This window comes from Hydrogenophaga sp. PML113, from assembly GCF_001777155.1.
GTDB lineage: Bacteria > Pseudomonadota > Gammaproteobacteria > Burkholderiales > Burkholderiaceae_C > Hydrogenophaga > Hydrogenophaga borbori.
Genome location: NZ_MIYM01000003.1, coordinates 412,572 through 434,431 on the forward strand (window position 1 = coordinate 412,572; position 21,860 = coordinate 434,431).

Annotated in this window: 19 protein-coding genes; 4 read left to right on the forward strand and 15 right to left on the reverse strand. The window is 70.1% G+C overall.

All coding sequences use genetic code 11. The annotated features are described in order from the left end of the window. Positions 1 to 17: 17 nt before the first annotated feature. Positions 18 to 1,106, reverse strand: a complete 1,089-nt coding sequence (locus BHU06_RS07965) for an efflux RND transporter periplasmic adaptor subunit (RefSeq protein WP_070398611.1) — start codon at positions 1,104 to 1,106, stop codon at positions 18 to 20. Positions 1,107 to 1,178: 72 nt separating this feature from the next. Here BHU06_RS07965 and hpnC point away from each other — a divergent pair, with 72 nt between their 5' ends. Then, positions 1,179 to 2,135, forward strand: a complete 957-nt coding sequence (gene hpnC, locus BHU06_RS07970) for a squalene synthase HpnC (protein WP_254668136.1) — start codon at positions 1,179 to 1,181, stop codon at positions 2,133 to 2,135. Between the two features lie 147 nt (positions 2,136 to 2,282). Further along, a complete protein-coding gene (locus tag BHU06_RS07975; RefSeq protein ID WP_070398612.1) occupies positions 2,283 to 3,041 on the forward strand; it encodes an SDR family oxidoreductase in 759 nt (252 codons plus the stop codon). 31 nt (positions 3,042 to 3,072) lie between these two features. On the opposite strand, the gene BHU06_RS07980 is transcribed toward BHU06_RS07975, so the two are convergent. After that, positions 3,073 to 3,984: a LysR family transcriptional regulator gene (locus BHU06_RS07980; RefSeq protein WP_070398613.1), complete on the reverse strand. Its 912-nt coding sequence runs from the start codon at positions 3,982 to 3,984 to the stop codon at positions 3,073 to 3,075. Positions 3,985 to 4,098: 114 nt separating this feature from the next. Between BHU06_RS07980 and BHU06_RS07985 the strand changes: the two genes are divergently transcribed. Both BHU06_RS07985 and BHU06_RS07990 read left to right on the forward strand, forming a co-directional pair. Next, a complete protein-coding gene (locus BHU06_RS07985) occupies positions 4,099 to 4,974 on the forward strand; it encodes a pirin family protein (RefSeq protein ID WP_070398614.1) in 876 nt (291 codons plus the stop codon). Positions 4,975 to 5,098: 124 nt separating this feature from the next. Continuing rightward, on the forward strand, positions 5,099 to 6,454 hold the full coding sequence (locus BHU06_RS07990; RefSeq protein ID WP_175442822.1) for a kelch repeat-containing protein: 1,356 nt from the start codon (positions 5,099 to 5,101) through the stop codon (positions 6,452 to 6,454). A 42-nt stretch (positions 6,455 to 6,496) separates the two neighbouring features. Here BHU06_RS07990 and BHU06_RS07995 read toward each other — a convergent pair whose 3' ends face one another. The 13 genes from BHU06_RS07995 to BHU06_RS08055 form a co-directional block, all read right to left on the reverse strand. Further along, on the reverse strand, positions 6,497 to 7,591 hold the full coding sequence (locus BHU06_RS07995; RefSeq protein ID WP_070398616.1) for an enoyl-CoA hydratase/isomerase family protein: 1,095 nt from the start codon (positions 7,589 to 7,591) through the stop codon (positions 6,497 to 6,499). Between the two features lie 30 nt (positions 7,592 to 7,621). Further along, a complete protein-coding gene (locus BHU06_RS08000; protein WP_070398617.1) occupies positions 7,622 to 8,647 on the reverse strand; it encodes a DMT family transporter in 1,026 nt (341 codons plus the stop codon). Positions 8,648 to 8,654: 7 nt separating this feature from the next. Next, positions 8,655 to 10,481 (reverse strand): translational GTPase TypA, encoded by a 1,827-nt coding sequence (gene typA, locus BHU06_RS08005; protein WP_070398618.1) that lies wholly within the window; start codon positions 10,479 to 10,481, stop codon positions 8,655 to 8,657. After that, positions 10,478 to 11,452, reverse strand: a complete 975-nt coding sequence (gene truB, locus BHU06_RS08010; RefSeq protein WP_070398619.1) for a tRNA pseudouridine(55) synthase TruB — start codon at positions 11,450 to 11,452, stop codon at positions 10,478 to 10,480. Before truB ends, typA begins: the two co-directional genes overlap by 4 nt. 2 nt (positions 11,453 to 11,454) lie before the next feature. After that, positions 11,455 to 11,829: a 30S ribosome-binding factor RbfA gene (gene rbfA, locus BHU06_RS08015; RefSeq protein ID WP_070398620.1), complete on the reverse strand. Its 375-nt coding sequence runs from the start codon at positions 11,827 to 11,829 to the stop codon at positions 11,455 to 11,457. Between the two features lie 26 nt (positions 11,830 to 11,855). Next, a complete protein-coding gene (gene infB / locus BHU06_RS08020; RefSeq protein WP_070398621.1) occupies positions 11,856 to 14,705 on the reverse strand; it encodes a translation initiation factor IF-2 in 2,850 nt (949 codons plus the stop codon). Between the two features lie 30 nt (positions 14,706 to 14,735). Beyond that, positions 14,736 to 16,235, reverse strand: coding sequence for a transcription termination factor NusA (nusA, locus tag BHU06_RS08025; RefSeq protein WP_070398622.1), 1,500 nt, complete (start codon positions 16,233 to 16,235; stop codon positions 14,736 to 14,738). Between the two features lie 37 nt (positions 16,236 to 16,272). Further along, a complete protein-coding gene (rimP, locus tag BHU06_RS08030) occupies positions 16,273 to 16,872 on the reverse strand; it encodes a ribosome maturation factor RimP (RefSeq protein WP_070398623.1) in 600 nt (199 codons plus the stop codon). Positions 16,873 to 17,004: 132 nt separating this feature from the next. Next, positions 17,005 to 17,229 carry a DUF2788 domain-containing protein gene (locus BHU06_RS08035; protein WP_070398624.1) on the reverse strand — a complete coding sequence of 75 codons (225 nt, stop codon included), beginning with the start codon at positions 17,227 to 17,229 and terminating at the stop codon, positions 17,005 to 17,007. Between the two features lie 6 nt (positions 17,230 to 17,235). Continuing rightward, the gene (locus tag BHU06_RS08040; RefSeq protein WP_070398625.1) at positions 17,236 to 17,982 is read right to left on the reverse strand and encodes a DUF2189 domain-containing protein; all 747 of its coding nucleotides are present in this window, start codon (positions 17,980 to 17,982) and stop codon (positions 17,236 to 17,238) included. Positions 17,983 to 18,032: 50 nt separating this feature from the next. After that, positions 18,033 to 19,637 carry an ABC transporter ATP-binding protein gene (locus BHU06_RS08045; protein WP_070398626.1) on the reverse strand — a complete coding sequence of 535 codons (1,605 nt, stop codon included), beginning with the start codon at positions 19,635 to 19,637 and terminating at the stop codon, positions 18,033 to 18,035. Further along, entirely contained in the window at positions 19,634 to 20,668 is a 1,035-nt protein-coding gene (locus BHU06_RS08050) for an ABC transporter permease (RefSeq protein ID WP_070398749.1), read from the reverse strand. Before BHU06_RS08050 ends, BHU06_RS08045 begins: the two co-directional genes overlap by 4 nt. Positions 20,669 to 20,762: 94 nt before the next feature. Then, complete coding sequence (locus BHU06_RS08055; protein WP_070398627.1) at positions 20,763 to 21,788, reverse strand: microcin C ABC transporter permease YejB; 1,026 nt, start codon at positions 21,786 to 21,788, stop codon at positions 20,763 to 20,765. Positions 21,789 to 21,860: the final 72 nt, after the last annotated feature.

Below are 21,860 nucleotides of genomic sequence, written 5' to 3' on the forward strand. Positions count from 1 at the left end.
TTGATTCGCCCGCGCCCTTATTGCGCCACGAAGCGCACGACCTTCTGGCCCGCGCTGAGCACATGGCCGCCGGTGGCCACCACCTCGTCACCCGGCTCCAGGCCGCCCGCGATCACCACGCGGTTGCCGTCGGCGCCGGCCACCTGCACGGGGCGCGGCTGCACGGTGCCCTTGTCCTCGTCGAACACCCACACCACGCTGCCGCGGCGATCGCCCTCGGCCGACTGCATCACCGCCGTGGTGGGCAGGGTGATGGCGGCCTGACCGGTGTGCGCCGTGGCCAGCGTGACGTAGGCGGTGGCGCCCAGCGGCAGTTTCGCGTCGGCCGGCAGCGCCAGCTTCACCTGGTAGGTGCGCGTGGCCGGGTCGGCGCTGGCCGCCACCTCGCGCACGGTGGCCTCCAGTTCCTTGCCATCGGCATGGGCCCAGGGCCGCACGCGCGCGCGCGTGCCGGGGCGCACCAGGGCCAGCCGGTCCTCGGGCACGGCGAAAACCACGTCGCGCTCGCCGTCCTGCGCCAGCACCACCACCGGGCTGCCGGCCTGAACCACCTGGCCAGGGTCGGCCGGCACGGCCGTCACCACGCCGGGCGCGTCGGCCAGCAGGCGGGCGTAGCCCGCCTGGTTGCCCTGCACCGCGCTGTGTGCGCGGGCCTGGCGCAAGGAGGCCTCGGCCGCTTCCAGCGCGGCCTGGCGACGGTCGATCTCGGCCTGGCTCACGAAGCCCTGGGCCAGCAGGCCTTTGAAGCGCTCCAGGTCGGCGCGCGCCAGGTCGCGCTGGGTGAGCGCGGCGGTGGCCGCGGCCTGCGCGGCCTGGCCGGACAGCGCCAGGTCCTGCGCGTCCAGCCGCGCCAGCAGCTGACCCGCCCTCACGCGCTGGCCCACCTCGGCCGGGCGCTCCACCAGCTTGCCGCCGACGCGAAACCCCAGGCGCGATTCGACCCGGGCACGAACTTCGCCGGCGTATTCGCTGTTGGCGTTCAGCACCGACGGACCCACGGTGAGCAGCTTCACGGCGCGCACCGGCTCGGGCGCCGGCTCGGGCCGGGCGCAGGCGGCCAGCGCGGCGGTGCTGGCCAATACGCAGACAATCAGCGTCGTTTTCATGGAGTTCCCCCGCGTTCGGGCCGGATGCGGCACCAGATATTAATGACTGACCGGTTAGTAACCGAAATTCTAGTGCAAACACCCCACCCCTCCGACACCGCCCCTCCCAGCGGGGACACGGACACGGCCGCGCCCGACACGGCGAGAGCGCCCGGCGCCACCGCGCCGCCCGGGGCATCGGCCGCCTTCGGCGCCTCGGTCGAGCACTACGAGAACTTCCCGGTGGCGAGCTGGCTCTGCCCCGCCCCGCTGCGCCCGGCGGTGGCCGCGCTCTACCGCTTCGCGCGCACGGCCGACGACATCGCCGACGAAGGCGATGCCGACGCCACCACGCGCCTGGCCGAGCTGGCCGCCTACCGCGCGGCGCTGGACGAGGCCCTGGCTGGCCGCCCCGTGCCACCGCGCTGGCAGGCCGTCTTCGCGCCCCTGGCCGCCGCCGTGCAGCGCCACGCCTGGCCCGCGGACCTGCTGCGCGACCTGATCAGCGCTTTCGAGCAGGACGTGCGCCACACCGCCAGCGGCCACCGCTACGCCGACACGGCCGAGCTGCTCGCCTACTGCCGGCTCTCGGCCAACCCGGTGGGGCGGCTGCTGCTGCACCTGTGGGGCGTGACGGACGCCGCCGCGCTGGAACGCAGCGACCGCATCTGCAGCGCCCTGCAGCTGATCAACTTCTGGCAGGACCTGGGTGTCGACCTGTCGCGCCAGCGCGTGTACCTGCCGGCCGACACGCTGCGCCGCCACGGCGTGGCGGTGGAGGACTTCCTGCCCGGCGCCGGCGAACGCGAGCGCGAGCGCCAGGCCGTGGTGGCCGAGCTGTGCACGCAGGCGCGCGGCCTGATGCAGATGGGCGCGCCGCTGGTGCACCAGGTCGGCGGTCGCGCGGGCTGGGAGCTGCGCCTCGTGGTGCAAGGCGGCCTGCGCGTGCTCGACCGCATCGCCGCCATCCAGCACCGCAGCTGGGCCCAGCGGGTCACCGTCGACAAGAGCGAGCTGCCGCGGCTGCTGTGGCGCGCGCTCTGGATGTGATGCGGGCCGGCGGCGAAGGCCCCGCCGACGGATGGTCGGCTGCGCCGGTCACAAGCGGGGCAACGGCGCCGTCTTGGGGCTGAGGACGCCGCTTCGGCCTGCGCCGAGACCGCGGGTCCTCGCCATCCCCAGACACAAAGGACCCCTATGAAAGTCGTGATCATCGGAGGCACTGGCCTCATCGGCCAACAGGTCGGCGCGCTGCTGCGCCAGGGCGGGCACGACGTGCTGGCCGCCGCTCCCTCCACCGGCGTCAACACCCTCACCGGCGACGGCCTGCCCCAGGCGCTGCGGGGCGCGCGGGTGGTGGTGGACGTGAGCAACTCGCCCTCGTTCGAGCCGGCGGCGGTGATGCACTTCTTCCAAACCTCCACGCGCCAGCTCCTGAACGAAGCGACCGCGGCCGGCGTGCGCCATGTCGTGGCGCTGTCCGTCGTCGGCACCGATCGCCTGCGCGACAGCGGCTATTTCCTCGCCAAGCTGGCGCAGGAACAGATGATCCGCGGCGGCGCCCTGCCCCACACCATCGTGCGCGCCACGCAGTTCCACGAGTTTCTCGGCGCCATCGCCGACGCCGCCACCCGGGACGGGCGCGTGCACGCGCCCTCGGCGGGCATCCAGCCGATCGCCGCGTCCGACGTGGCCGCGGCCGTGGCGCGCGCCGCCACGGCAGAACCCCTGAATGGCCTCACCGAGATCGCCGGCCCCCAGGCCTGGCCCATGGACGAGCTGCTGCGTGACCTGCTGCGCCAGCGCGGCGATGGGCGCGAGGTCGTGACGGACGAGGGCGCGGGCTATTTCGGCGCACCGCTCCAAGCCGACTCGCTGCTGCCCGGCCCGGGCGCCTGGCTGGCGCCAACCACGCTGCAGGCCTGGCTGGCCGCGAGGGCCACCGCGTCGGCCTGAGGCCGCCGCCTTCTTGTCGCTCGCTCGTGGCTCAGTCCTCGCTCAGCGCGGCGAAGCGCTCGGCCAGGTGATCGATCAGGAGCCGCACCGCGGGCAACTGGCCGCGCCGCGAGGCGAACACCGCGTGCACGATCTCGCGCCGCGGTGCCCAGCCCGGCAGCACCGGCACCAGCTCGCCCGGCCCGAACTCGGCCGCCAGCATCATGCGCGGCAACTGCACGATGCCCACGCCCGCCACGGCCGCGGCGCGCAGCGCCAGCATGCCGCGCGTGACATAGCGCGGCTGGTGCCGCACCTCGGCGCGTGCGCCGTTCGGGCCCTCAAGCACCCACTGATGCACCTCCTGCGGCTGGCCCAGGTCCATGCTCGGAAAACGCGCCAGGTCGCCGGGCCCCTGCGGGTTGCCCAGGCGCTCGATCAGCGCCGGGCTGGCCACCAGGCACTGGCTGCGCTCGGACAGCACGCGCATGGCCAGTTCGCTGTCCTCCAGTGGCGGCGGGCGCACGCGCACGGCCAGGTCGATGCCCTCTGCCACCACGTCCACGCGGCGGTTGGTCTCCTCCAGGTGCAGCTCCACGCGCGGGTGGCGCGCCAGGAAGTCGGCCAGCATGCCGCCCATGCGCGTGGCCAGCAGCGCCACCGGACAGCTCATGCGCACCACGCCGCGCGGCTCGCCGCGCGCCACGGCGATGGACTCCTCGGCCGCCTCGGCCTCGGTCAGCATGGCGCGGCAGTGCGTGTAGTAACCGCGACCCGCGTCGGTGACGGAGAAGCTGCGCGTGGAGCGCAGGATCAACCGCGCCCCCAGGCGCTCTTCCAGCAGCGCGATGCGCCGGCTCAGGCGCGACTTCGGGACGCCCAGGGCGCGGCTGGCCGCCGCGAAGCCGCCGTGCTCCACCACCTGGGCGTAGTAATAGAGGTCGTTCAGGTCGGGCAGCTTCATCGTTCCACCTATAGAACATTGCGACCGATTATCGCCATCTACCCAGGGTATCGTTCCACACATATCCTCTCACCATTCCCCGTTGCACCGGGGTGGTGATCTCAGGAGAAATCCATGCTCAAGCCGATCCAAGGGGTCTACAGCGCGCCCCGCCCGCACTGGGTGGGCGACGGTTTTCCCGTGCGCTCGCTGTTCAGCTACGGTGACCACGGCGCCCAGCTCAGCCCCTTCCTGCTGCTCGACTACGCCGGCCCGGCGCAATTCCCGCCCAGCGATCGCCCGCGCGGCGTGGGGGTGCACCCGCACCGCGGTTTCGAGACCGTGACCATCGTTTACGACGGCGAGGTGGCGCACCGCGACTCCACCGGCGCGGGCGGCACCATCGGCCCCGGCGACGTGCAGTGGATGACCGCCGCCTCGGGCATCCTGCACGAGGAGTTCCACTCGCCCGCGTTCACGCAGCGCGGGGGCCAGCTGGAGATGGTGCAGCTGTGGGTGAACCTGCCCGCGCGCAGCAAGATGGAAGCGCCCGGCTACCAGAACATCCTGGACGCGCAGATCCCCGGCGTGGACCTGCCCGAGGGCGCGGGCCGCGTGCGCGTGATCGCGGGCGCCTACGGCGGCCACGCCGGCCCGGCGCGCACGCACACGCCCATGGACGTGTGGGACGTGCGACTGAACCAGGGCAAGACCGCGCGCCTGCCGCTGATCAAAGGCCACACCGCCGCGCTGGTGGTGCTGGCGGGCACCGTGCTGGTCAACGGCGAGGCCGTGGCCCGCGAGGCCCAACTGGTGCAGTTCCAGCGCGACGGCGACGCGCTGGAGATCGAGGCCAACACCGACGCCAAGCTGCTGTTCCTGGGCGGCGAGCCGATCGAGGAACCCGTGGTGGGCCACGGTCCCTTCGTGATGAACACGCGCGAGGAGATCGTGCAGGCCTTCCACGACTTCCAGAGCGGGCGGTTCGGGCGCTTGGCGGCGAGCGCCTGAAGGCGCCAGCGCGCGAAGGGTCGACCGCACACGCCGGCCAGTTGCTGGTGCGCGAGCGATGGGGGCACGCGGGCCGCCGATGGTAGATTCGGCCATGGCCTATTCGATTGCTCCAAATTCCATAGTGCAACATCAAACAGGGCCCGCGGCCTGGCTGCGGGCCCTGGCCTTGTCGGCGGCGGCCCTGCTGGCCGCTTGCGGGGGCAATCACTCCAGCACACCCAGCCCGACTGCGCTGACCTACGACACCCCAAGGGCGCTGTACGTGGTGGGCGAGTCCATTGCCACCAACCACGCGCGGCTCAGCGGCGGCTCCGCCAACGGATTCACCGTTTCGCCGGCCCTGCCCAGCGGGCTGACCCTCGACGCGATCACTGGAGCGATCACCGGCACGCCCACCGCGCTGCAGCGCGAGACCAGCCACACGGTCAGCGCCAACCACCCCGCGGGCTCGGTCCAGACGCAGTTGCGCCTGACCGTCACGGGGCGCGGTGCGTGGACGTCCGTCGCGACCGTTCCGACGCCCCGCCACTACGCGACCCTGTCGCGCCTGCCCGATGGCCGCCAGCTGCTGGCGGGCGGTTATGCCCTCGGCGGCCCGTCCTTCGAGGCCGACATCTACGACCCCGCCAGCAGCAGCTGGAGCGCGGCGGCCCCCATGCTCGTCGCGCGCGCGGATCCGGCGGCCGTGGTCCTGGCCAATGGCCGTGTCCTGGTCTTCGGCGGCGATGCCGCCGGCTTCAGCACACTGGCCAGCGCCGAACTCTATGACCCGGTGGCCAATACCTGGACGGCCACGGGCAGCATGAACGAAGCGCGCACGCGGCCCACCGCCAGCGTGTTGCCCGATGGCAAGGTCCTGGTCGTCGGCGGATTCCGCAGCCCGGCGCCCACCAGCTTCTCGAGCACGGCCGAGGTGTACGACCCGGCCACCGGCACCTGGACCTTGCTGCCCACCCCCTTGTCCACCGCACGGGCGCAGCACGCGGCGCAGCTGCTGCCGGGCGGCACCACGCTGCTCGTCGCGGGCGGGGTCAATAGCGGGGGCTTTGTCACCTCGGCCGAGCTCTACGCGGTGGACGGCAGCGGCACCACGCCGATCGCCTTTGGCGGCAGCGGCAACGTCATGCTGTCGGTGCCATTGGACGATGGCAGCGTGCTCGTGACGAGCGATGCCGGCACCACGGCGTGGCGATTCGACCCGCACACGTCGACCTGGACCACGAGCACGCGAAACAGCAGCCGGAGCCTGCCCACCATGACGCTGCTGGCCGATGGCCGCGTCCTTCTGGCTGGTGGCTCCGGCCAGAACACCGCCGAGATCTACAACCCGGACCTCAAGGTCTGGACCAGCGCCGCCTCCATGGCCCATGTGCGTCAGTCCGCCGTGGCCAGTCGACTCGACAACGGCCAGGTGCTGGTGGTGAGCGGCTTTGACGCCGGGGCCGAGGTCAACTCGACCGAACGCTACACGCCCTGAGGGCGCGCCGGGCCCCGCGCCTGGCGCGTGGGTCCGCCGGTTTCAGCCCAGCGAGCGCAGCGGGTGCGCGTGCGCCGGCCAGGGCGAGACGAAGAAGGCCGCCACCTGTTCGGGCGTAACGTCCTCGATGCGCGCCGGGTTCCACTTCGGCGCGTGGTCCTTGTCGATGGCGAGCGCGCGCACGCCTTCCACGGTTTCGCTCGCCGCGCCCGGGCGCAGGTGGAAGCAGTGGCGCACCAGGTCGCGCTCCATGCGCAGGTCCTCGGCCAGGCCCACCCGGCGCGCGCGGCGGATCTGCTCCAGCACCACGTGCAGCATCAGCGGCGAGCGCTGGCGCAGCACCTGCAGCGTCTCCTTGGCCCACTCGCTGCCGCTGGCCCCCAGCGCGGCCACCATGGCGGGCACCGAGCCCAGGCTGAAGACGGTGTTGACCTCGTCCACCGGCCAGGGCGCGGCGGGCGCCTGCGCCTGCAGGTGGCTTTCCACCCAGCGCTGCACGGCCTCGCCGTTCTCGAAGGGCGTGGCGCCCAGGCTGTCCCAGAGCTTGGGCAGGCGCTGCGATTCGATGTGGCCGTCGGCCAGGCCCGCGCTCAGCGCTTCGCGGCCTTGCAGCATCCGGCCGGTGAGGCCCAGGTACTCACCCAGGTGGCCCGCGCAACGGCTCAGGAAGTAGCCACCACCCACGTCGGGGAACAGGCCGATGTTGGTTTCGGGCATCGCCAGCTTGCTGCGCTCGGTCACCACGCGCAGGCTGGCGCCCTGGCTAATGCCCATGCCCCCGCCCATGCAGATGCCGTCCATGAAGGCGATGTAGGGCTTGGGGTAGGTGTGGATCAGGTGGTTGAGCGCGTACTCCTCGGTGAAGAAGTCCTCGAGCTCGGGGTTGCCGGCCAGCGCCGCCTGGTGGAAGAAGCGGATGTCGCCGCCCGCGCAGAAGGCGCCGAAGGGGCCTTCCTTGTTGACGCCGCGAATCGCCACGGCCAGCACCGCGGGGTCCTCGCGCCAAGCCAGCAGCGCGGCCGTGAGCGCGCGGATCATCTCCAGCGACAGGGCGTTCAGCGCCTTGGGACGGTGGAGCGTGATCAGGCCCACGCGGCCCTGCACTTCGGTGATCACGAGCGGTTCGGTCGAAGACATGCGGTTGCTCCAGGCGATGGTGGTTCTTCCTCAGGCGCCGCGCGAGTCGCGGGCGTCGCGGGCGTCCAGGGTCTGTAGGCGGGGGGTGACGCTGCGCGAGCGCCAGCCCAGCAGTTCATTGGTGAGCAGCGCGCCCATGACCAGGCTGCCGCCGATCAGCACCTCGGCACCGGGCTCTTCTCCCGCACCCAGCCAGGCGAGCAGGATGCCGAAGATCACCTCCAACAGGGCCAGCAGCGACACCTCGGGCGCCTTGAGGGCGCGCGAGCAGACGACGACCAGCGCGCAGGGAATGGCCAGCTGCACCAGGCCCAGCAGTGCCAGCCAGGCAATGTCGCGGCCCGTGGCCTCGAAGGGCAAGGCCATGGGCAGCGTGAACAAGGACGAGATGAGCCCGCCGAGCAGCACCGACGGCACCAGATCGATGTGACGGCCCTGAGACTTGCCACGCTGCATCACCGTCCAGTTGATGGCGCCGGCAATGGGCACGCACAGCGCCACCAGCGAGCCGATCACCAGCGCGCGGGTGTCGATGTCGGGCCGGGCAAAGGCCAGCAGGAACTGGCTGCCATACATGTAGACAATGCCCAGGCCCGCGACCACGATGGCGGCCCATGTCCGTGGCGCCAGCGTCTGGCCGATCGTGAAGCGCGCCAGCAGCGCGGTGAACAGCGGTCCCGCCGCCATGATGACGAGCACGTTGGCCACGGTGGTGAAGGTCAGCGCCAGCATGAAGGCGGTGAACATCACGCTCCAGCACACACCGCTCATCCAGAATGCCCCGGACCCCGGCTGCATGCCCCAGTGGCGCTGCCATGGGCCCTGCCCTGGTTCGTCCTCGAGGCTGCCCGCCGCGCGGTCGGCCGAGCGCCACAGCGGCAAGATCACCAGCAGCGACAGCGCGGTGAAGGCACTGCGCCAGAAAGTCACCTCGAAGCGAGCGGCCGATTCGAGCTGGCGCGCGACCACGCCGGCGATGGACCACATCAAGGTCACCGCGACCATCAGGAACACCGCCTGCGTGTGCGTCAGGCGACTGAGCAGGCGAAAGGGCATGGCGGGATCAGCTGTCGCGGCTGGCGCGCTTGCGCTCGTGCTCCTTGAGGAAGCGCTTGCGCAGACGGATGCTCTTGGGCGTGATCTCGACCAGTTCGTCGTCTTCGATGAACTCGACACCGTACTCCAGCGTGAGCTGGATCGGCGGCGTGATCTTGATCGCGTCTTCCTTGCCGCTGACGCGGAAGTTGGTGAGCTGCTTGGTGCGCGTGGCGTTCACCACCAGGTCGTTGTCGCGGCTGTGGATGCCGACGATCATGCCTTCGTACACCGGGTCGTTGGCCTTGACGAACATGCGGCCGCGGTCGTCGAGCTTGCCCAGGGCGTAGTTGAAGATCTCGCCGTCGTCCATGCTGATCAGCACGCCGTTCTTGCGGCCGGCGACCTCCCCCTTGTGCGGCTCGTAGCCGTCGAAGATGTTGGCGATCAGGCCCGAGCCGCGCGTGAGGTTGAGGAACTCGTTGCTGAAGCCGATCAGACCACGCGCCGGGATGCGGTACTCGAGGCGCACGCGGCCACGGCCGTCAGGCTCCATGTTGATGAGCTCGCCCTTGCGCTCGCCCAGGGCCTGCATCACGCCACCCTGGTGCTGCTCTTCCACGTCGGCCGTCACCAGTTCGATGGGCTCGTAGCGCTCGCCATTGATCTCCTTGAACACCACGCGCGGCTTGCTCACGGCCAGTTCGTAGCCCTCGCGGCGCATGTTCTCGATCAGGATGGTCAGGTGCAGTTCGCCGCGGCCCGACACCTCGAAGATGCCGTCCTCATCGGTGTCCTTCACGCGCAGGGCCACGTTGCTCTGCAGTTCCTTCTGCAGGCGGTCCCAGATCTGGCGGCTGGTGACGAACTTGCCTTCGCGGCCGGCCAGCGGACTGGTGTTGACGCAGAAGTTCATGGTCAGCGTGGGCTCGTCGACCTTGAGCATGGGCAGCGGCGCGGGATTGGCCGGGTCGGTCAGGGTCACGCCGATGCCGATGTCCTCGATGCCGTTGATGAGCACGATGTCGCCGGGGCGGGCCTCGCTGGTCTGCACGCGGTCCAGGCCCTGGAAAGTCAGCACCTGGTTGACGCGCCCCTTGAAGCTCTTGCCATCGGGGCCTTCCATCACCAGCACGTCCATGGACGGCTTGAGCGTGCCGGCGTTGATGCGGCCCACGCCGATGCGCCCCACGAAGCTGGAGTAGTCCAGCGCCGAGATCTGCAGTTGCAGCGGCGCATCGGGGTCGCCTTCGTGCGCGGGCACGTGCTTGAGCACGGTCTCGAACAGGGCCGACATGTCCGGGCCCCATTGCTCACCCGCCGGGCCTTCCTCCAGCGAGGACCAGCCGTTGATGCCCGAGGCGTAGACCACGGGGAAGTCGAGCTGTTCGTCGGTGGCGCCGAGCTTGTCGAACAGGTCGAAGGCGGCGTTGATCACCTTGTCGGGATTGGCGCCGGGCTTGTCCACCTTGTTCACCACCACGATGGGCTTGAGGCCCAGGGCCAGCGCCTTCTTGGTCACGAAGCGCGTCTGCGGCATCGGGCCTTCCTGGGCGTCGATCAGCAGCACCACGCCATCGACCATGGACAGCGCGCGCTCGACCTCGCCGCCGAAGTCCGCGTGGCCGGGGGTGTCGACGATGTTGATGTGCGTGCCCTTCCAACTGACGGCGCAGTTCTTGGCCAGGATGGTGATGCCACGCTCGCGTTCGATGGCGTTGTTGTCCATCACGGTGTCGACGACCTTCTCGTGCTCGGCGAAGGTGCCGGACTGGCGCAGGAGCTGGTCGACCATGGTGGTCTTGCCGTGGTCGACGTGGGCGATGATGGCGATGTTGCGGATGGGTCTGCTCATGGTGCGGGGGCCTCTGTTTCGAGGATTTGCTGGATATCGGTGGGGCTCAACAGGCGCCCCGGGATGAGTTCGCCGCCCTGTACGTGGGCGGTGCCCAGCAGGACGGTGGGCGTGGGGTTGGCGGGCGAAGGGCCGAAGACGGCCACGCGCTCGCGGTTGGGCCAGTCGCCACGGCGGCGCACGCCGCTCAGGAAGCGCCCGGCATGCTCGGCGTCGAGCGCGATCCGTTCATGGCCCTCGAGCAGGGCCTCGACCGGTTTCAGGGCGCCCAGCCGCTCGGCTTCGCCCATCGCCTCAAGTGCGTCGAGCGTGACGGCGTCGGCCACGCCGAACGGCCCGGTGGCCACGCGGCGCAGCGCGATCAGGTGGCCGCCGCAGCCCAGGGCCTCGCCGATGTCTTCGCCGAGCGTGCGGATGTAGGTGCCCTTGCTGCAGACCACGCGCAGGCGCAGCTGGGGGGCTTCGCCCTGCAGCCGCATGTCGAGCAGTTCGATCTCGTGGATGCGCACGCGGCGCGGCTCGCGCGCCACGGTCTCGCCTTCGCGCGCGTATTCGTACAGGGCCTTGCCGTCCTTCTTGAGCGCACTGTGCATGGGCGGCACCTGGTCGATCTCGCCCATGAAGCGGTCCAGCACCTCCACCACCTGGCCGGCGGAGCACGACACGGGGCGGGTGTCGATGACCTCGCCCTCGGCGTCGGCCGTGCGCGTGCGCACGCCCAGTCGCACGGTGGTTTCGTAGGTCTTGTCGGCGTCCAGGTGCAGCTGGCTGAACTTGGTGGCCGCGCCAAAACACAGCGGCAGAACGCCCGTGGCCAGGGGGTCGAGCGTGCCGGTGTGGCCGGCTTTTTCAGCGCGCAGCAGCCACTTGGCCTTCTGCAAGGCCTGGTTGCTGGACAGGCCCAGCGGTTTGTCGAGCAGCAGCACCCCATGCACGGGGCGCCGTTGCACCCTCGTGCGTTGGCGCTGCATGGCTAGTCCTCGTTCTTGGAACGCGAAGCCACCGCCTTGGAAATCAAGGCGTTCATGTCGGCCGCGCGCTCGGTGGTGCGGTCGAACACGAAATGCAGCGTGGGCACGGTGTGGATGTGCAGGCGCTTGAACAGCGCGTTGCGCAGGAAGCCCGCCGCGGCGTTCAGGCCTTCGGCGGTTTCCTCGGGGTTGCCCGTGAGCAGGCTGAAGAACACCTTGGCGTGCGCGTAGTCGGGCGTGACCTCGACCGCGTTGAGCGTGACCATGCCCACGCGCGGGTCCTTCAACTCGCGCGCGATCAGCTCGGCCAGATCGCGCTGGATCTGGTCGGCCACACGGTAGCCGCGGTTGGGAACGGACGAGGCCTTGCGGGGCATGGTGTGTCTCTGTCGGTTCGGGTGGATTACAGCGTGCGCGCCACTTCCTTGACCTCAAAGAATTCCAGCTGGTCGCCCTCTTTGATGTCGTTGTAGTTGCGCAGCTTGATACCGCACTCGAAGCCTTCCTTGACCTCGCGCACGTCGTCCTTGAGGCGCTTGAGCGACTCCAGCTCGCCGGTGTGCACCACCACGTTCTCGCGCAGCAGGCGGTAGTGCGCGCTGCGCGTGACCATGCCCTGCGTGACCATGCAGCCCGCCACCGTGCCGATCTTGGACGCCACGAACACCGTGCGGATCTCGGCCATGCCGATGACCTCTTCGCGCTTCTCCGGCGCGAGCATGCCCGACATGGCAGCCTTCAACTCGTCCACCGCGTCGTAGATGATGTTGTAGTAGCGCAGGTCGACGTCGTTGCCCTCGGCCAGTTTGCGCGCGCCGGCATCGGCGCGCACGTTGAAGCCGATCACCACAGCGCCGGCCGCGATGGCCAGGTTGACGTCGCTTTCGCTGATGCCACCCACGCCCGCGTACACGAGTTGCACCTTCACCTCGTCGGTGGAGAGCTTGAGCAGCGAAGCGGCCAGCGCTTCCTGCGAGCCCTGCACGTCGGCCTTGATGATGATGGGCAGGGTCTTGACCTCGCCGGCCGCCATGTCCGCGAACATGTTCTCCAGCTTGGCGGCCTGCTGCTTGGCCAGCTTGGTGTTGCGGAACTTGCCGGCGCGGTAGGTGGCGATCTCGCGCGCGCGGCGCTCGTCGGCCATCACCATGAACTCGTCGCCCGCCTGCGGCACCTCGGCCAGGCCCTGGATCTCCACCGGAATGGAGGGGCCGGCTTCCTTGGTGGCCTTGCCGTTCTCGTCGAGCATGGCGCGCACGCGGCCCGAGGTCTGGCCCGCCAGCACCACGTCGCCCACCTTGAGCGTGCCGCTCTGCACCAGCACCGTGGCCACGGCACCGCGGCCCTTGTCCAGACGCGCCTCGATCACCAGGCCCTTGGCCATGGCGTCCACCGGCGCGGTGAGTTCCAGCACCTCGGCCTGCAGCAGCACCTGCTCGAGCAGGTCGTCGATGCCCATGCCGGTCTTGGCCGACACGGCCACGAAGGGCGACTCACCGCCGAACTCCTCGGGCACGACCTGCTCGGCCACGAGCTCGGACTTCACGCGCTCGATGTTGGCCTCGGGCTTGTCGGCCTTGGTCATGGCCACCACGATGGGCACCTCGGCCGCCTTGGCGTGCTTGATGGCTTCCTTGGTCTGCGGCATCACGCCGTCGTCGGCAGCGCAGACCAGGATGACGATGTCGGTGGCCTGGGCGCCACGGGCGCGCATGGCCGTGAAAGCCTCGTGGCCCGGGGTGTCGAGGAAGGTGACCATGCCGCGCGGCGTGTCGACGTGGTAGGCGCCGATGTGCTGCGTGATGCCGCCCGCCTCGCCCGCCGCCACCTTGCTGCGGCGGATGTAGTCGAGCAGCGAGGTCTTGCCGTGGTCCACGTGGCCCATGACGGTGACCACGGGCGCGCGCGGCTTGGCCTCGGCCTGCTGCTGCGACACCTCTTCGTCGGTGAAGGCCTCGGGGTCGTCCAGCGCGGCGACCACGGCCTTGTGGCCCAGTTCCTCGACCAGGATCATCGCGGTGTCCTGGTCCAGCGACTGGTTGATGGTGACCATCTGGCCGAGCTTCATCAGTTGCTTGATCAGCTCGGACGACTTGACCGCCATCTTGTGCGCGAGCTCGGCGACCGTGATGGTCTCGGGCACGTGCACCTCGATCTGCTTGAACTCGGCCGGTGCCTGGAAGCTGCTCTGGCCGTCGCGCGAATCGCGCGAGTCGCCACGGCGGCCACCGCCGCGCGGGCCGCTGCGCCAGTTGCCGCGGCCCGAGCTGGTGTCGCCACGGGTCTTGATTTCCTTCTTCTTGGCCGCGTCGTCCTTCCAGGTGGAGGACAGGTTCTCGGACTTGACCTCTTTCTTGCCGGCACCCGCGGCCGCACCCGCCGCCGCAGTGGCGGGGGCCTTGGCGGCGGTGCCCGCGGGCTTGTGCAGCGTGCCCTTGAGGCCGGCCTTGGCGTCGGCCGGGGGCTCGGGCTTCTTGGCCACCAGGGTCTTGGCCGGCGCGGCCATCATGGCGCGGATGTTCGCGGCCTCGGCCTCGGCCTTGCGGCGGCGCTCCTGCAGGTCGGCGGCGCGCAGCTCTTCGGCCTTGCGTTCCTCGGCCGCCTTGTCGGCGGCGGCCTTGGCGGCGGCCTCCTTGTCCGGACCCTTGACCTTCACGGCCGTGGTCGCGGGCTTGGCGGGGGCCGCTTCTTCGACCGCCGGAGCCGCCGCGGCGGCTGCGGCAGCAGCGGCCGCCGCTTCACGCTCCTGCTTGGCGGCGGCTTCGGCGGCGGCCTTGGCCTCCTCGGCCTCGCGCGCGGCGCGCTTGGCGGCCAGCTCTTCTTCCTGGCGGCGGATCAGCTCGGCCTGGCGGCGCGCTTCTTCCTCGCGGCGGGCCAGTTCGCCTTCATCGACCACAGGGGCGGCGGGTGCCGCCGGCTCCTCGGCCACGGCGGGCGCGGCCGCCGGCTCATCGTCGCGCTTGATGAAGGTGCGCTTCTTGCGCACCTCCACCTGGATGGTGCGCGCGCGGCCCATGGCGTCGGCCTGCTTGATCTCGGACGTGGACTTCTTGACCAGCGTGATTTTTTTGCGCTCGCCCCCGGCCGTGCCGTGCGCGGCCTTGAGGTGGCCGAGCAGCTGCTGCTTGTCCGTCTCGGTGATGGGGTCGGATGGCGTGGACTTGCGCACGCCGGCGGCCGCCAGCTGCTCCAGCAGCACGGCGGCGGGCTTGTTCAGTTCGGCGGCGAATTCGGCGACGGTATTACTGGTCATGTGTTCTGTGCTCCGTGGGCCTCCGGGTGATCAGGACGGGGACTGCGTTTCGTCACCGGTAAACCAGTGCGCGCGCGCCTGCATGATCAGCTCGGTGGCTTGCGCTTCCGACTGGCCCGTGATCTCGGTGAGTTCGTCCGTCGCGAGATCGGCCAGGTCGTCGCGGGTATGGATGCCGGCCTCGGCCAGCTTGGCGATCAGCTCGGGCGTGAGGCCGTTCAGGTCGCGCAGGTCCTGCGAGACTTCCTCGACGCTTTCCTCTCGGGCGATCTCCATGGTCAGCAGCGCGTCCTTGGCGCGGGTGCGCAGCTCGTTGACCGTGTCTTCGTCGAAGGACTCGATCTCCAGCATCTCCTGCAGCGGCACGTAGGCCACTTCCTCAAGGCTGGTGAAACCTTCCTCGATCAGGATGTCGGCGATCTCCTGGTCCACGTCCAGCTTGGACATGAACAGCGTGCGGATCGAGCTGGCCTCCTCGGCCTGCTTCTGGGCCGATTCGTCGGCCGTCATGATGTTGATGCGCCAGCCGGTGAGCTCGCTGGCCAGGCGCACGTTCTGGCCGCCGCGGCCGATGGCGATGGCCAGGTTCTCTTCGTCCACCACCACGTCCATGGCGTGGCGCTCTTCATCGACCACGATGGAGACCACGTTGGCCGGCGCCAGCGCGCCGATCACGAACTGTGCCGGGTCCTCGGACCACAGCACGATGTCCACGCGCTCGCCCGCGAGCTCGTTGGTGACGGCGTTGACGCGCGAACCGCGCACGCCCACGCAGGTACCGATGGGATCGATGCGCTTGTCGAAGCTGTGCACGGCGATCTTGGCGCGCGAGCCGGCGTCGCGGGCGCACTTCTTGATCTCCAGCAGGCCCTGCTCGATCTCGGGCACTTCCTGGCGGAACAGCTCGATCATGAACTCGGGTGCCGAGCGCGACAGCAGGATGGGCGCGCCGCGCAGCGTGAGATCCACTTCCATGATCATGGCGCGCACGCGGTCGCCGGTGCGGAAGTTCTCCTTGGGGATCATCTCGCCGCGCTTGAGGCGGCCTTCCACGCGGCCGCTCTCGACGATCAGGTCGCCCTTGTCCATGCGCTTGACGGTGCCGACGAAGATCTTGTCGCCGCGCGACATGAAGTCGTTGAGCAGCATCTCGCGCTCGGCGTCGCGGATCTTCTGCAGGATGACCTGCTTGGCGGCCATGGCGCCGATGCGGCCGATGGGCACGCTCTCCACCGGCTTCTCGATGTAGTCGCCCTCTTCGATGTCGGCGATCTCGTCGCGCGCGTCGGACAGCATTTCCTCGGCGTCGGGGTTCTGCAGGCCGGCCTCATCGGGCACCACCAGCCAGCGGCGGAAGGTTTCGTAGGCGCCCGTGTCCGGGTCCATCGCCACGCGGATGTCGACCTCGCCCTTGTAGAGCTTCTTGGTGGCCGAAGCCAGCGCCTGCTCGACCGCGCCGAGCACCACGTCGCGCTCGACGTTCTTCTCGCGCGAGATGGCATCGATCAGCATCAACATTTCGCGGTTCATCGTTCAGCCCACCTTTCCAATCCAATACGGTCCGTTGTTATGTTCTGTCGGCCGGCTCGGCGCCCGCCTCGCCGGCAGTGCCCCGGCCCTTGAAGTTCACGATCGGCGCCAGCCGCGCCTGAGCGATTTCGTCGAGCGTGAAGCCCAGCGCCTGCAGCGGCGCGGGCTCGCGCTTCTTGCTCACGCGCTGGCCCGGCTTCACCGGCGGCTCGTCGCTCCAGACGATCTGCCAGCGCCCGTCGGCGGCGCGCTCCAGCGTGCCGCGGAATTTCTTGCGGTTGGCCGACACGGCGCCATTGGCGCCCAGCGGCGCCTTGAGCGTGATGTCGATCACGTGACCTTCGAAGCGCAGGAAGTCGTTCTCATGGCGCAGCGGGCGGTCGATGCCCGGCGAGCCGACTTCCAGGCGCCGGTAGTCCGTGCCCTCGACCTCCAGCGCGTACTGCATCTGGCGGGTGATGCGCTCGCAGTCCTCCACCGTGACGAAGCGCTCGGGCGGGCGGGGCTGGCCGTCGGCCGGGGGCTGCCAGGGCCAATCCACCGTGACGCGCAGCAGGCCGCCGGCGGACCGTTCCAGGTCCACCAGGTCGAAGCCCAGCGCGGTGACGGTTTGCGCGACGGTGTCTTGCCAGCCCATGGTTGAAATGCATCAGGCCGGCATCGGTTTCCCGCCCGGCCAAAAAAAAAGGGCCGGTAAGTACCCGCCCATTTGGTCGTGAAGCGCGCATTGTAGCGCGCCAAACCTGGCCTAGCAAGCTGCGAGCCAGGCTCAGATGCCCAGCAGCCACTGGATCACGCTCTTGGCCAGAAAACCCAGCATGCCGAAGGACAGCACCATGAACAGCACGAAGGTGCCGAAGCGCCCAGCCTTGGACTCCCGGGCCAGGTTGAACACGATGAACAGCATGTAGAGGATGAAGGCGCCGATGCCCACGGTCATGCCGAACTGGGCGATCTGCGCCTCGGTAAAGCCCCACAGGGTGCCGGTGGCCATGGCGCCTCAACGCTCCGCGTCGGCCAGCAACTCGCGCCCCGCGTGCCAGCTGGCGTGCGCCAGCCAGGGGATCGCCACCACCAGCCCGAGCAAGGCCAGCCCCATGCCCAGGGCCACCAGCGCCGCAATCAGCACCGCCCACAGGGTGAGCGTGAGCGGGTGGCTGGCCACGGCGCGCCAGCTGGCGCCCACGGCGGTGTGCACCGGCACCGGCCGGGCCACCAGCATGGGCAGGGCCACCACGGTGCTGGCATAGACCGGCGCCGCCAGCAAGGCGCCCTGCAGCAGCCAGACCTCGAACAGCCCGGGCTCGGGCGCCAGCACCACGTAACGCAGGAAATCCAGGGGTTTTTCGATCGGCACCGGCGAGGCCAGGGTGATCAGCCCGGCCGAGGTGAGCACCCAGCCGGTGCCGGCCAGCGCCAGCAGCAGACCGAAACGCACCAGCCGCCCATCGCCCGAGCGCCACAGGCCCAGCACCTCGGACAGCGGAGCACGGCGCCCGGCCGCCAGGGCCTGGCTCACCACGTACAGGCCGGTGGCCAGGATGGGCGCGACGATCAGGAAGCCCGAGAACGCCCCCGCCAGCAGCCAGAAGCGGTCGCGCGCCAGGGCCAGCAGCAGCAGGCCGAAGCCGGCGATCAGCGCGCCGTGCAGCAGGCCCGGCAGCGGCTGGGCCCAGAGGTCGCGCCAGCCCAGGGCGAGCCAGCGCAGGCAGGAACGGGGGGTGATGGGCGGGATCGTCTCGGCCATGGCGTGCGGGCGATTCTGGGCTGGGGGCGCCGGCGCGGGGCTGACCTGGATCAAGCCGCGGCCTGCACCAGCAGGCGCGTGTAGGGGTGGGCGGGCGCGGCCAGCACCTGCAGTGCGGGGCTGCGCTCGACGATGGCGCCGTCCTTCATGACGATGACCTCGTGCGCCATGGCGCGGATCACGTCCACGTCGTGCGTGATCAGCAGGAAGCTCAGGCCCCGGTCGCGCTGCAGACGCTGCAGCAGGGCCAGCACCTGCTTCTGCACGGTCACGTCGAGCGCGCTGGTGGGCTCGTCGAGCACCAGCAGCTGCGGCTCCACGATGAGCGCGCGCGCGATGGCCAGGCGCTGGCGCTGGCCGCCAGAGAACTCGTGCGGGTAACGCTGCAGCCAATCGGCGCCGCGCTGCGGGTCGTCGACCAGGCCCACCTCGGCGAGCAGCGCGCTCACGCGCTCGCGGCGCGCGGCGGCCGACAGGTCCGGCCGGTGCACCGCCAGCCCCTCGCCCACGATCTGCTCGATGGTGAGTCGCGGCGAGAGCGAGGAGAACGGGTCCTGGAACACCACCTGCACGCGCTGGCGCAATTCGCGCAGGCGCTTGTTGCGCCGGGCCTCGGCCCAGTCGCTGCCGGCCACATCCAGCCGGCCCTCGAAAGGCAGCAGGCCCAGCGCGGCCAGGGCCAGGGTGCTCTTGCCCGAGCCCGATTCGCCAATCACCCCAAGGGTGCCACCCGCGGGCACGGCCAGGTCGGCGCCCTGCACCGCCGTGAACGCCCCCTTGCGGAACCAGCCTTTGAAGCCCGGCAGGGGCACGGGGTAGCTCACGCGCAGGCCCTCGGCGCGCATCACCGGCGCGGCGCCGGCCGGGGGCTCGACCACGGCGCGCTCGGGCTGGCTGGCCAGCAGCTTGCGGGTGTAGGCGTGCTGCGGGCGCTGAAACACCTCGGTCACGCCGCCCTGCTCCACCAGATGGCCCTTCTCCATCACCGCCACGCGGTCGGCGAAGCGGCGCACCAGGTGCAGGTCGTGCGTGATGAGCAGCACCGCCATGCCGTGCTGGCGCTGCAGATCCGACAGCAGCGCCAGGATCTGGCCGCGCAGGCTCACGTCCAGCGCGGTGGTGGGTTCGTCGGCGATCAGCAGCCTGGGCCGGCTGGCCAGTGCCATGGCGATCATGGCGCGCTGGCGCTGGCCACCGCTGAGCTGGTGCGGAAAGGCGTCGACCCGGCGCTCGGGCTCGGGAATGCCGGTGGACGCCAGCAGCTCCACCGCCCCGGCCCGCGCCTGGCGCGGCGTCAGGCCGCGCTTGAGCTGCAGCACCTCGCCGATCTGGTTGCCCACGCTGTAGAGCGGGTTGAGCGCGGTCATGGGCTCCTGGAAGATGACCGCCACCTCGTCGCCGCGCACCCCGCGCAGCTCGCGCTCGCCCAGAGCGAGCAGGTCGCGCCCACCCAGCAGGGCCCGGCCCGAGACCTCGGCGTTGACCACCAGCCTGAGCAGCGACAACGCCGACACCGTCTTGCCCGAACCCGACTCGCCCACCAGCGCGAGCTTCTCGCCCTCGGCGATGGCAAAGCCAATGCCGTGCACCACCGGCTGGCCGCCGAAGGCGATGCGCAGGTCCTGCACGTCCAGCAGCGCCGGTCGTTCGCTCATCGGTCGGCCTTTCGAGGATCGAGCGCATCGCGCAACGCGTCGCCCATGAAGGTGAGCAGCAGCAGGGTCAGCACCAGCACGCCGAAGGTGGACAGCGAGATCCACCAGGCGTCGATGTTGTTCTTGCCCTGGCTCAGCAGCTCGCCCAGCGAGGGCGTGCCGGGCGGCACGCCCAGGCCCAGGAAGTCCAACGAGGTGAGCGCCAGGATGGCCGCGCTCATGCGAAATGGCAGGAAGGTCACCACCGGCGTCAGGCTGTTGGGCAGGATGTGGCGCCACATGATCTGCACGTTGCTCAGGCCCATGGCCCGCGCGGCGCGCACGTAGTCGAGCTGGCGGTTGCGCAGGAACTCGGCGCGCACGTAGTCGGACAGGCCCATCCAGCCGAACAGGCTCAGCAGGACCAGCAGCAGGCCCACGCTGGGCGCGAACACGGCCGAGAAGATGATGAGCAGGTACAGCTCGGGCATGGCGCCCCAGATTTCGATGAAACGCTGGAAGGCCAGGTCCGTCTTGCCGCCGAAGAAGCCCTGGATGGCGCCGGTGAGCACGCCCAGCAGCACGCCGATGGCCGTGAGCGCCAGCGCGAACAGCACGCTCACGCGGAAACCGTAGATGAGCTGGGCCAGCAGGTCGCGCCCGCGGTCGTCGGTGCCCAGCCAGTTGGCGGCGCTGGGTCCCGAGGGATTGGGCTGTTCCGCGAAGTAGTTGATGGTCTGCGAGCCGTAGGGGTTGGGCGCGTAGAGGGCCCAGTTGCCGTCCCGGGTGATCTGCTCGCGGATGAACGGGTCGAGGTAGTCGGTGGCGGTCTGGAAGTCGCCGCCGAACACGGTCTCTGGCAGGTCCTGCACGATGGGGAAATATGTCTTGCCCTCGTAGCGCACGACCAGCGGCCGGTCGTTGGACAGCACCTCGGCGAACAGGCTGGCCACCACCAGCGCGCAGAACACCAGCAGGCTCCAGTAGCCCAGGCGGTTGCGCCGGAAACGCTGCCAGGCGCGCCGGCCGGGACCGATAGAAGCCCGCGGCAGCGAGCGATGCGGCGCAACCGGCTGGGCCGGGCCGCTCGCATCGCCCCCCGAAGGGGGGGAAACGTCCGCGCCGCGCGCGGGCGTTGCGGGGGGCTTAGTCATATTTCACGCGCGGGTCCACCCACACGTAGCAGAGGTCGGAGATCAGCTTGGTGACCAGGCCGATCAGGGTGAACAGGAACAGCGTGCCCAGAACCACCGGGTAGTCGCGGCGGATCACGCTCTCGTAGCTCAGCAGGCCCAGGCCGTCGAGCGAGAACAGGGTCTCGATGAGCAGCGCGCCGGTGAAGAAGGCCCCGATGAAAGCGGCCGGGAAACCCGTGACGATGGGGATCAGCGCATTGCGGAACACGTGCTTCCACAGCACCTGGCGCTCGCCCAGGCCCTTGGCTCTGGCGGTCATCACGTACTGCTTGCGGATCTCTTCCAGGAAGGCGTTCTTGGTCAGCATGGCGATGACGGCGAAGCTGCCCAGCACCATGGCCGTGACCGGCAGGGTGATGTGCCACAGGTAGTCCACGATGCGCGCGCCCCAACTCAGTTCGTCCCAGTTGGCCGAGGTGAGGCCGCGCAGCGGGAACCATTGCAGCTGTCCGCCGAAGACGACCAGCAGCGCCACGCCCAGCACGAAACCCGGGATGGCGTAGCCCACGAGCACGATCAGCGTGCTGACCAGGTCGAAGCGCGTGCCGGCGCGCACCGCCTTGGCCACGCCCAGCGGCACGGCCACGCCGTAGCTGATGAGGAAGGTCCACAGCCCCAGGCTGATGGACACCGGCAGCTTCTCGGCGATGAGCTGGGACACCGGCTTGTTCTGGAAGAAGCTGGTGCCCAGGTCGAAACGCGCGAAGCGGCCGATCATCTCAACGAAGCGCTGGTGCGCGGGCTTGTCGAAGCCATAGAGCGCCTTGATCTGCTCGATGCGCTGCGGGTCCACGCCCTGCCCGCCGCGGTACAGCGCCCCGCCTTCAGCGCCGGTGCCGCCCGCGGCGCGGGCCTCGGCCAGGTACTGCTCCACCGGGCCGCCGGGCACGAACTGGATCACCACGAAGGTGATCAGCAGCACGCCGAACAGCGTGGGCAGCATGAGCAGCAGGCGTTTGAGGATGTAGACCCACATAGGACGTCAGAAGAAGCCCAGGCGGGAAACACCGCGGCGCCGGCTTTGCCAGGCCGCAGCGGTTGCCCTCTC

Bases quoted from the DNA above. Each gene is read 5' to 3' on its own strand.
- rbfA (WP_070398620.1), bottom strand. From the start codon at position 11,829: ATGCCCCGCAAGGCCTCGTCCGTTCCCAACCGCGGCTACCGTGTGGCC.
- rimP (WP_070398623.1), bottom strand. From the start codon at position 16,872: ATGGGCTGGCAAGACACCGTCGCGCAAACCGTCACCGCGCTGGGCTTC.
- BHU06_RS08040 (WP_070398625.1), bottom strand. From the start codon at position 17,982: ATGGCCGAGACGATCCCGCCCATCACCCCCCGTTCCTGCCTGCGCTGG.
- BHU06_RS07975 (WP_070398612.1), top strand. From the start codon at position 2,283: ATGAAAGTCGTGATCATCGGAGGCACTGGCCTCATCGGCCAACAGGTC.
- BHU06_RS08035 (WP_070398624.1), bottom strand. From the start codon at position 17,229: ATGGCCACCGGCACCCTGTGGGGCTTTACCGAGGCGCAGATCGCCCAG.
- BHU06_RS08055 (WP_070398627.1), bottom strand. From the start codon at position 21,788: ATGTGGGTCTACATCCTCAAACGCCTGCTGCTCATGCTGCCCACGCTG.
- infB (WP_070398621.1), bottom strand. From the start codon at position 14,705: ATGACCAGTAATACCGTCGCCGAATTCGCCGCCGAACTGAACAAGCCC.
- nusA (WP_070398622.1), bottom strand. From the start codon at position 16,235: ATGAACCGCGAAATGTTGATGCTGATCGATGCCATCTCGCGCGAGAAG.
- truB (WP_070398619.1), bottom strand. From the start codon at position 11,452: ATGCAGCGCCAACGCACGAGGGTGCAACGGCGCCCCGTGCATGGGGTG.
- BHU06_RS07980 (WP_070398613.1), bottom strand. From the start codon at position 3,984: ATGAAGCTGCCCGACCTGAACGACCTCTATTACTACGCCCAGGTGGTG.
- typA (WP_070398618.1), bottom strand. From the start codon at position 10,481: ATGAGCAGACCCATCCGCAACATCGCCATCATCGCCCACGTCGACCAC.
- BHU06_RS08000 (WP_070398617.1), bottom strand. From the start codon at position 8,647: ATGCCCTTTCGCCTGCTCAGTCGCCTGACGCACACGCAGGCGGTGTTC.
- BHU06_RS08045 (WP_070398626.1), bottom strand. From the start codon at position 19,637: ATGAGCGAACGACCGGCGCTGCTGGACGTGCAGGACCTGCGCATCGCC.
- BHU06_RS07985 (WP_070398614.1), top strand. From the start codon at position 4,099: ATGCTCAAGCCGATCCAAGGGGTCTACAGCGCGCCCCGCCCGCACTGG.
- BHU06_RS07965 (WP_070398611.1), bottom strand. From the start codon at position 1,106: ATGAAAACGACGCTGATTGTCTGCGTATTGGCCAGCACCGCCGCGCTG.
- BHU06_RS07995 (WP_070398616.1), bottom strand. From the start codon at position 7,591: ATGTCTTCGACCGAACCGCTCGTGATCACCGAAGTGCAGGGCCGCGTG.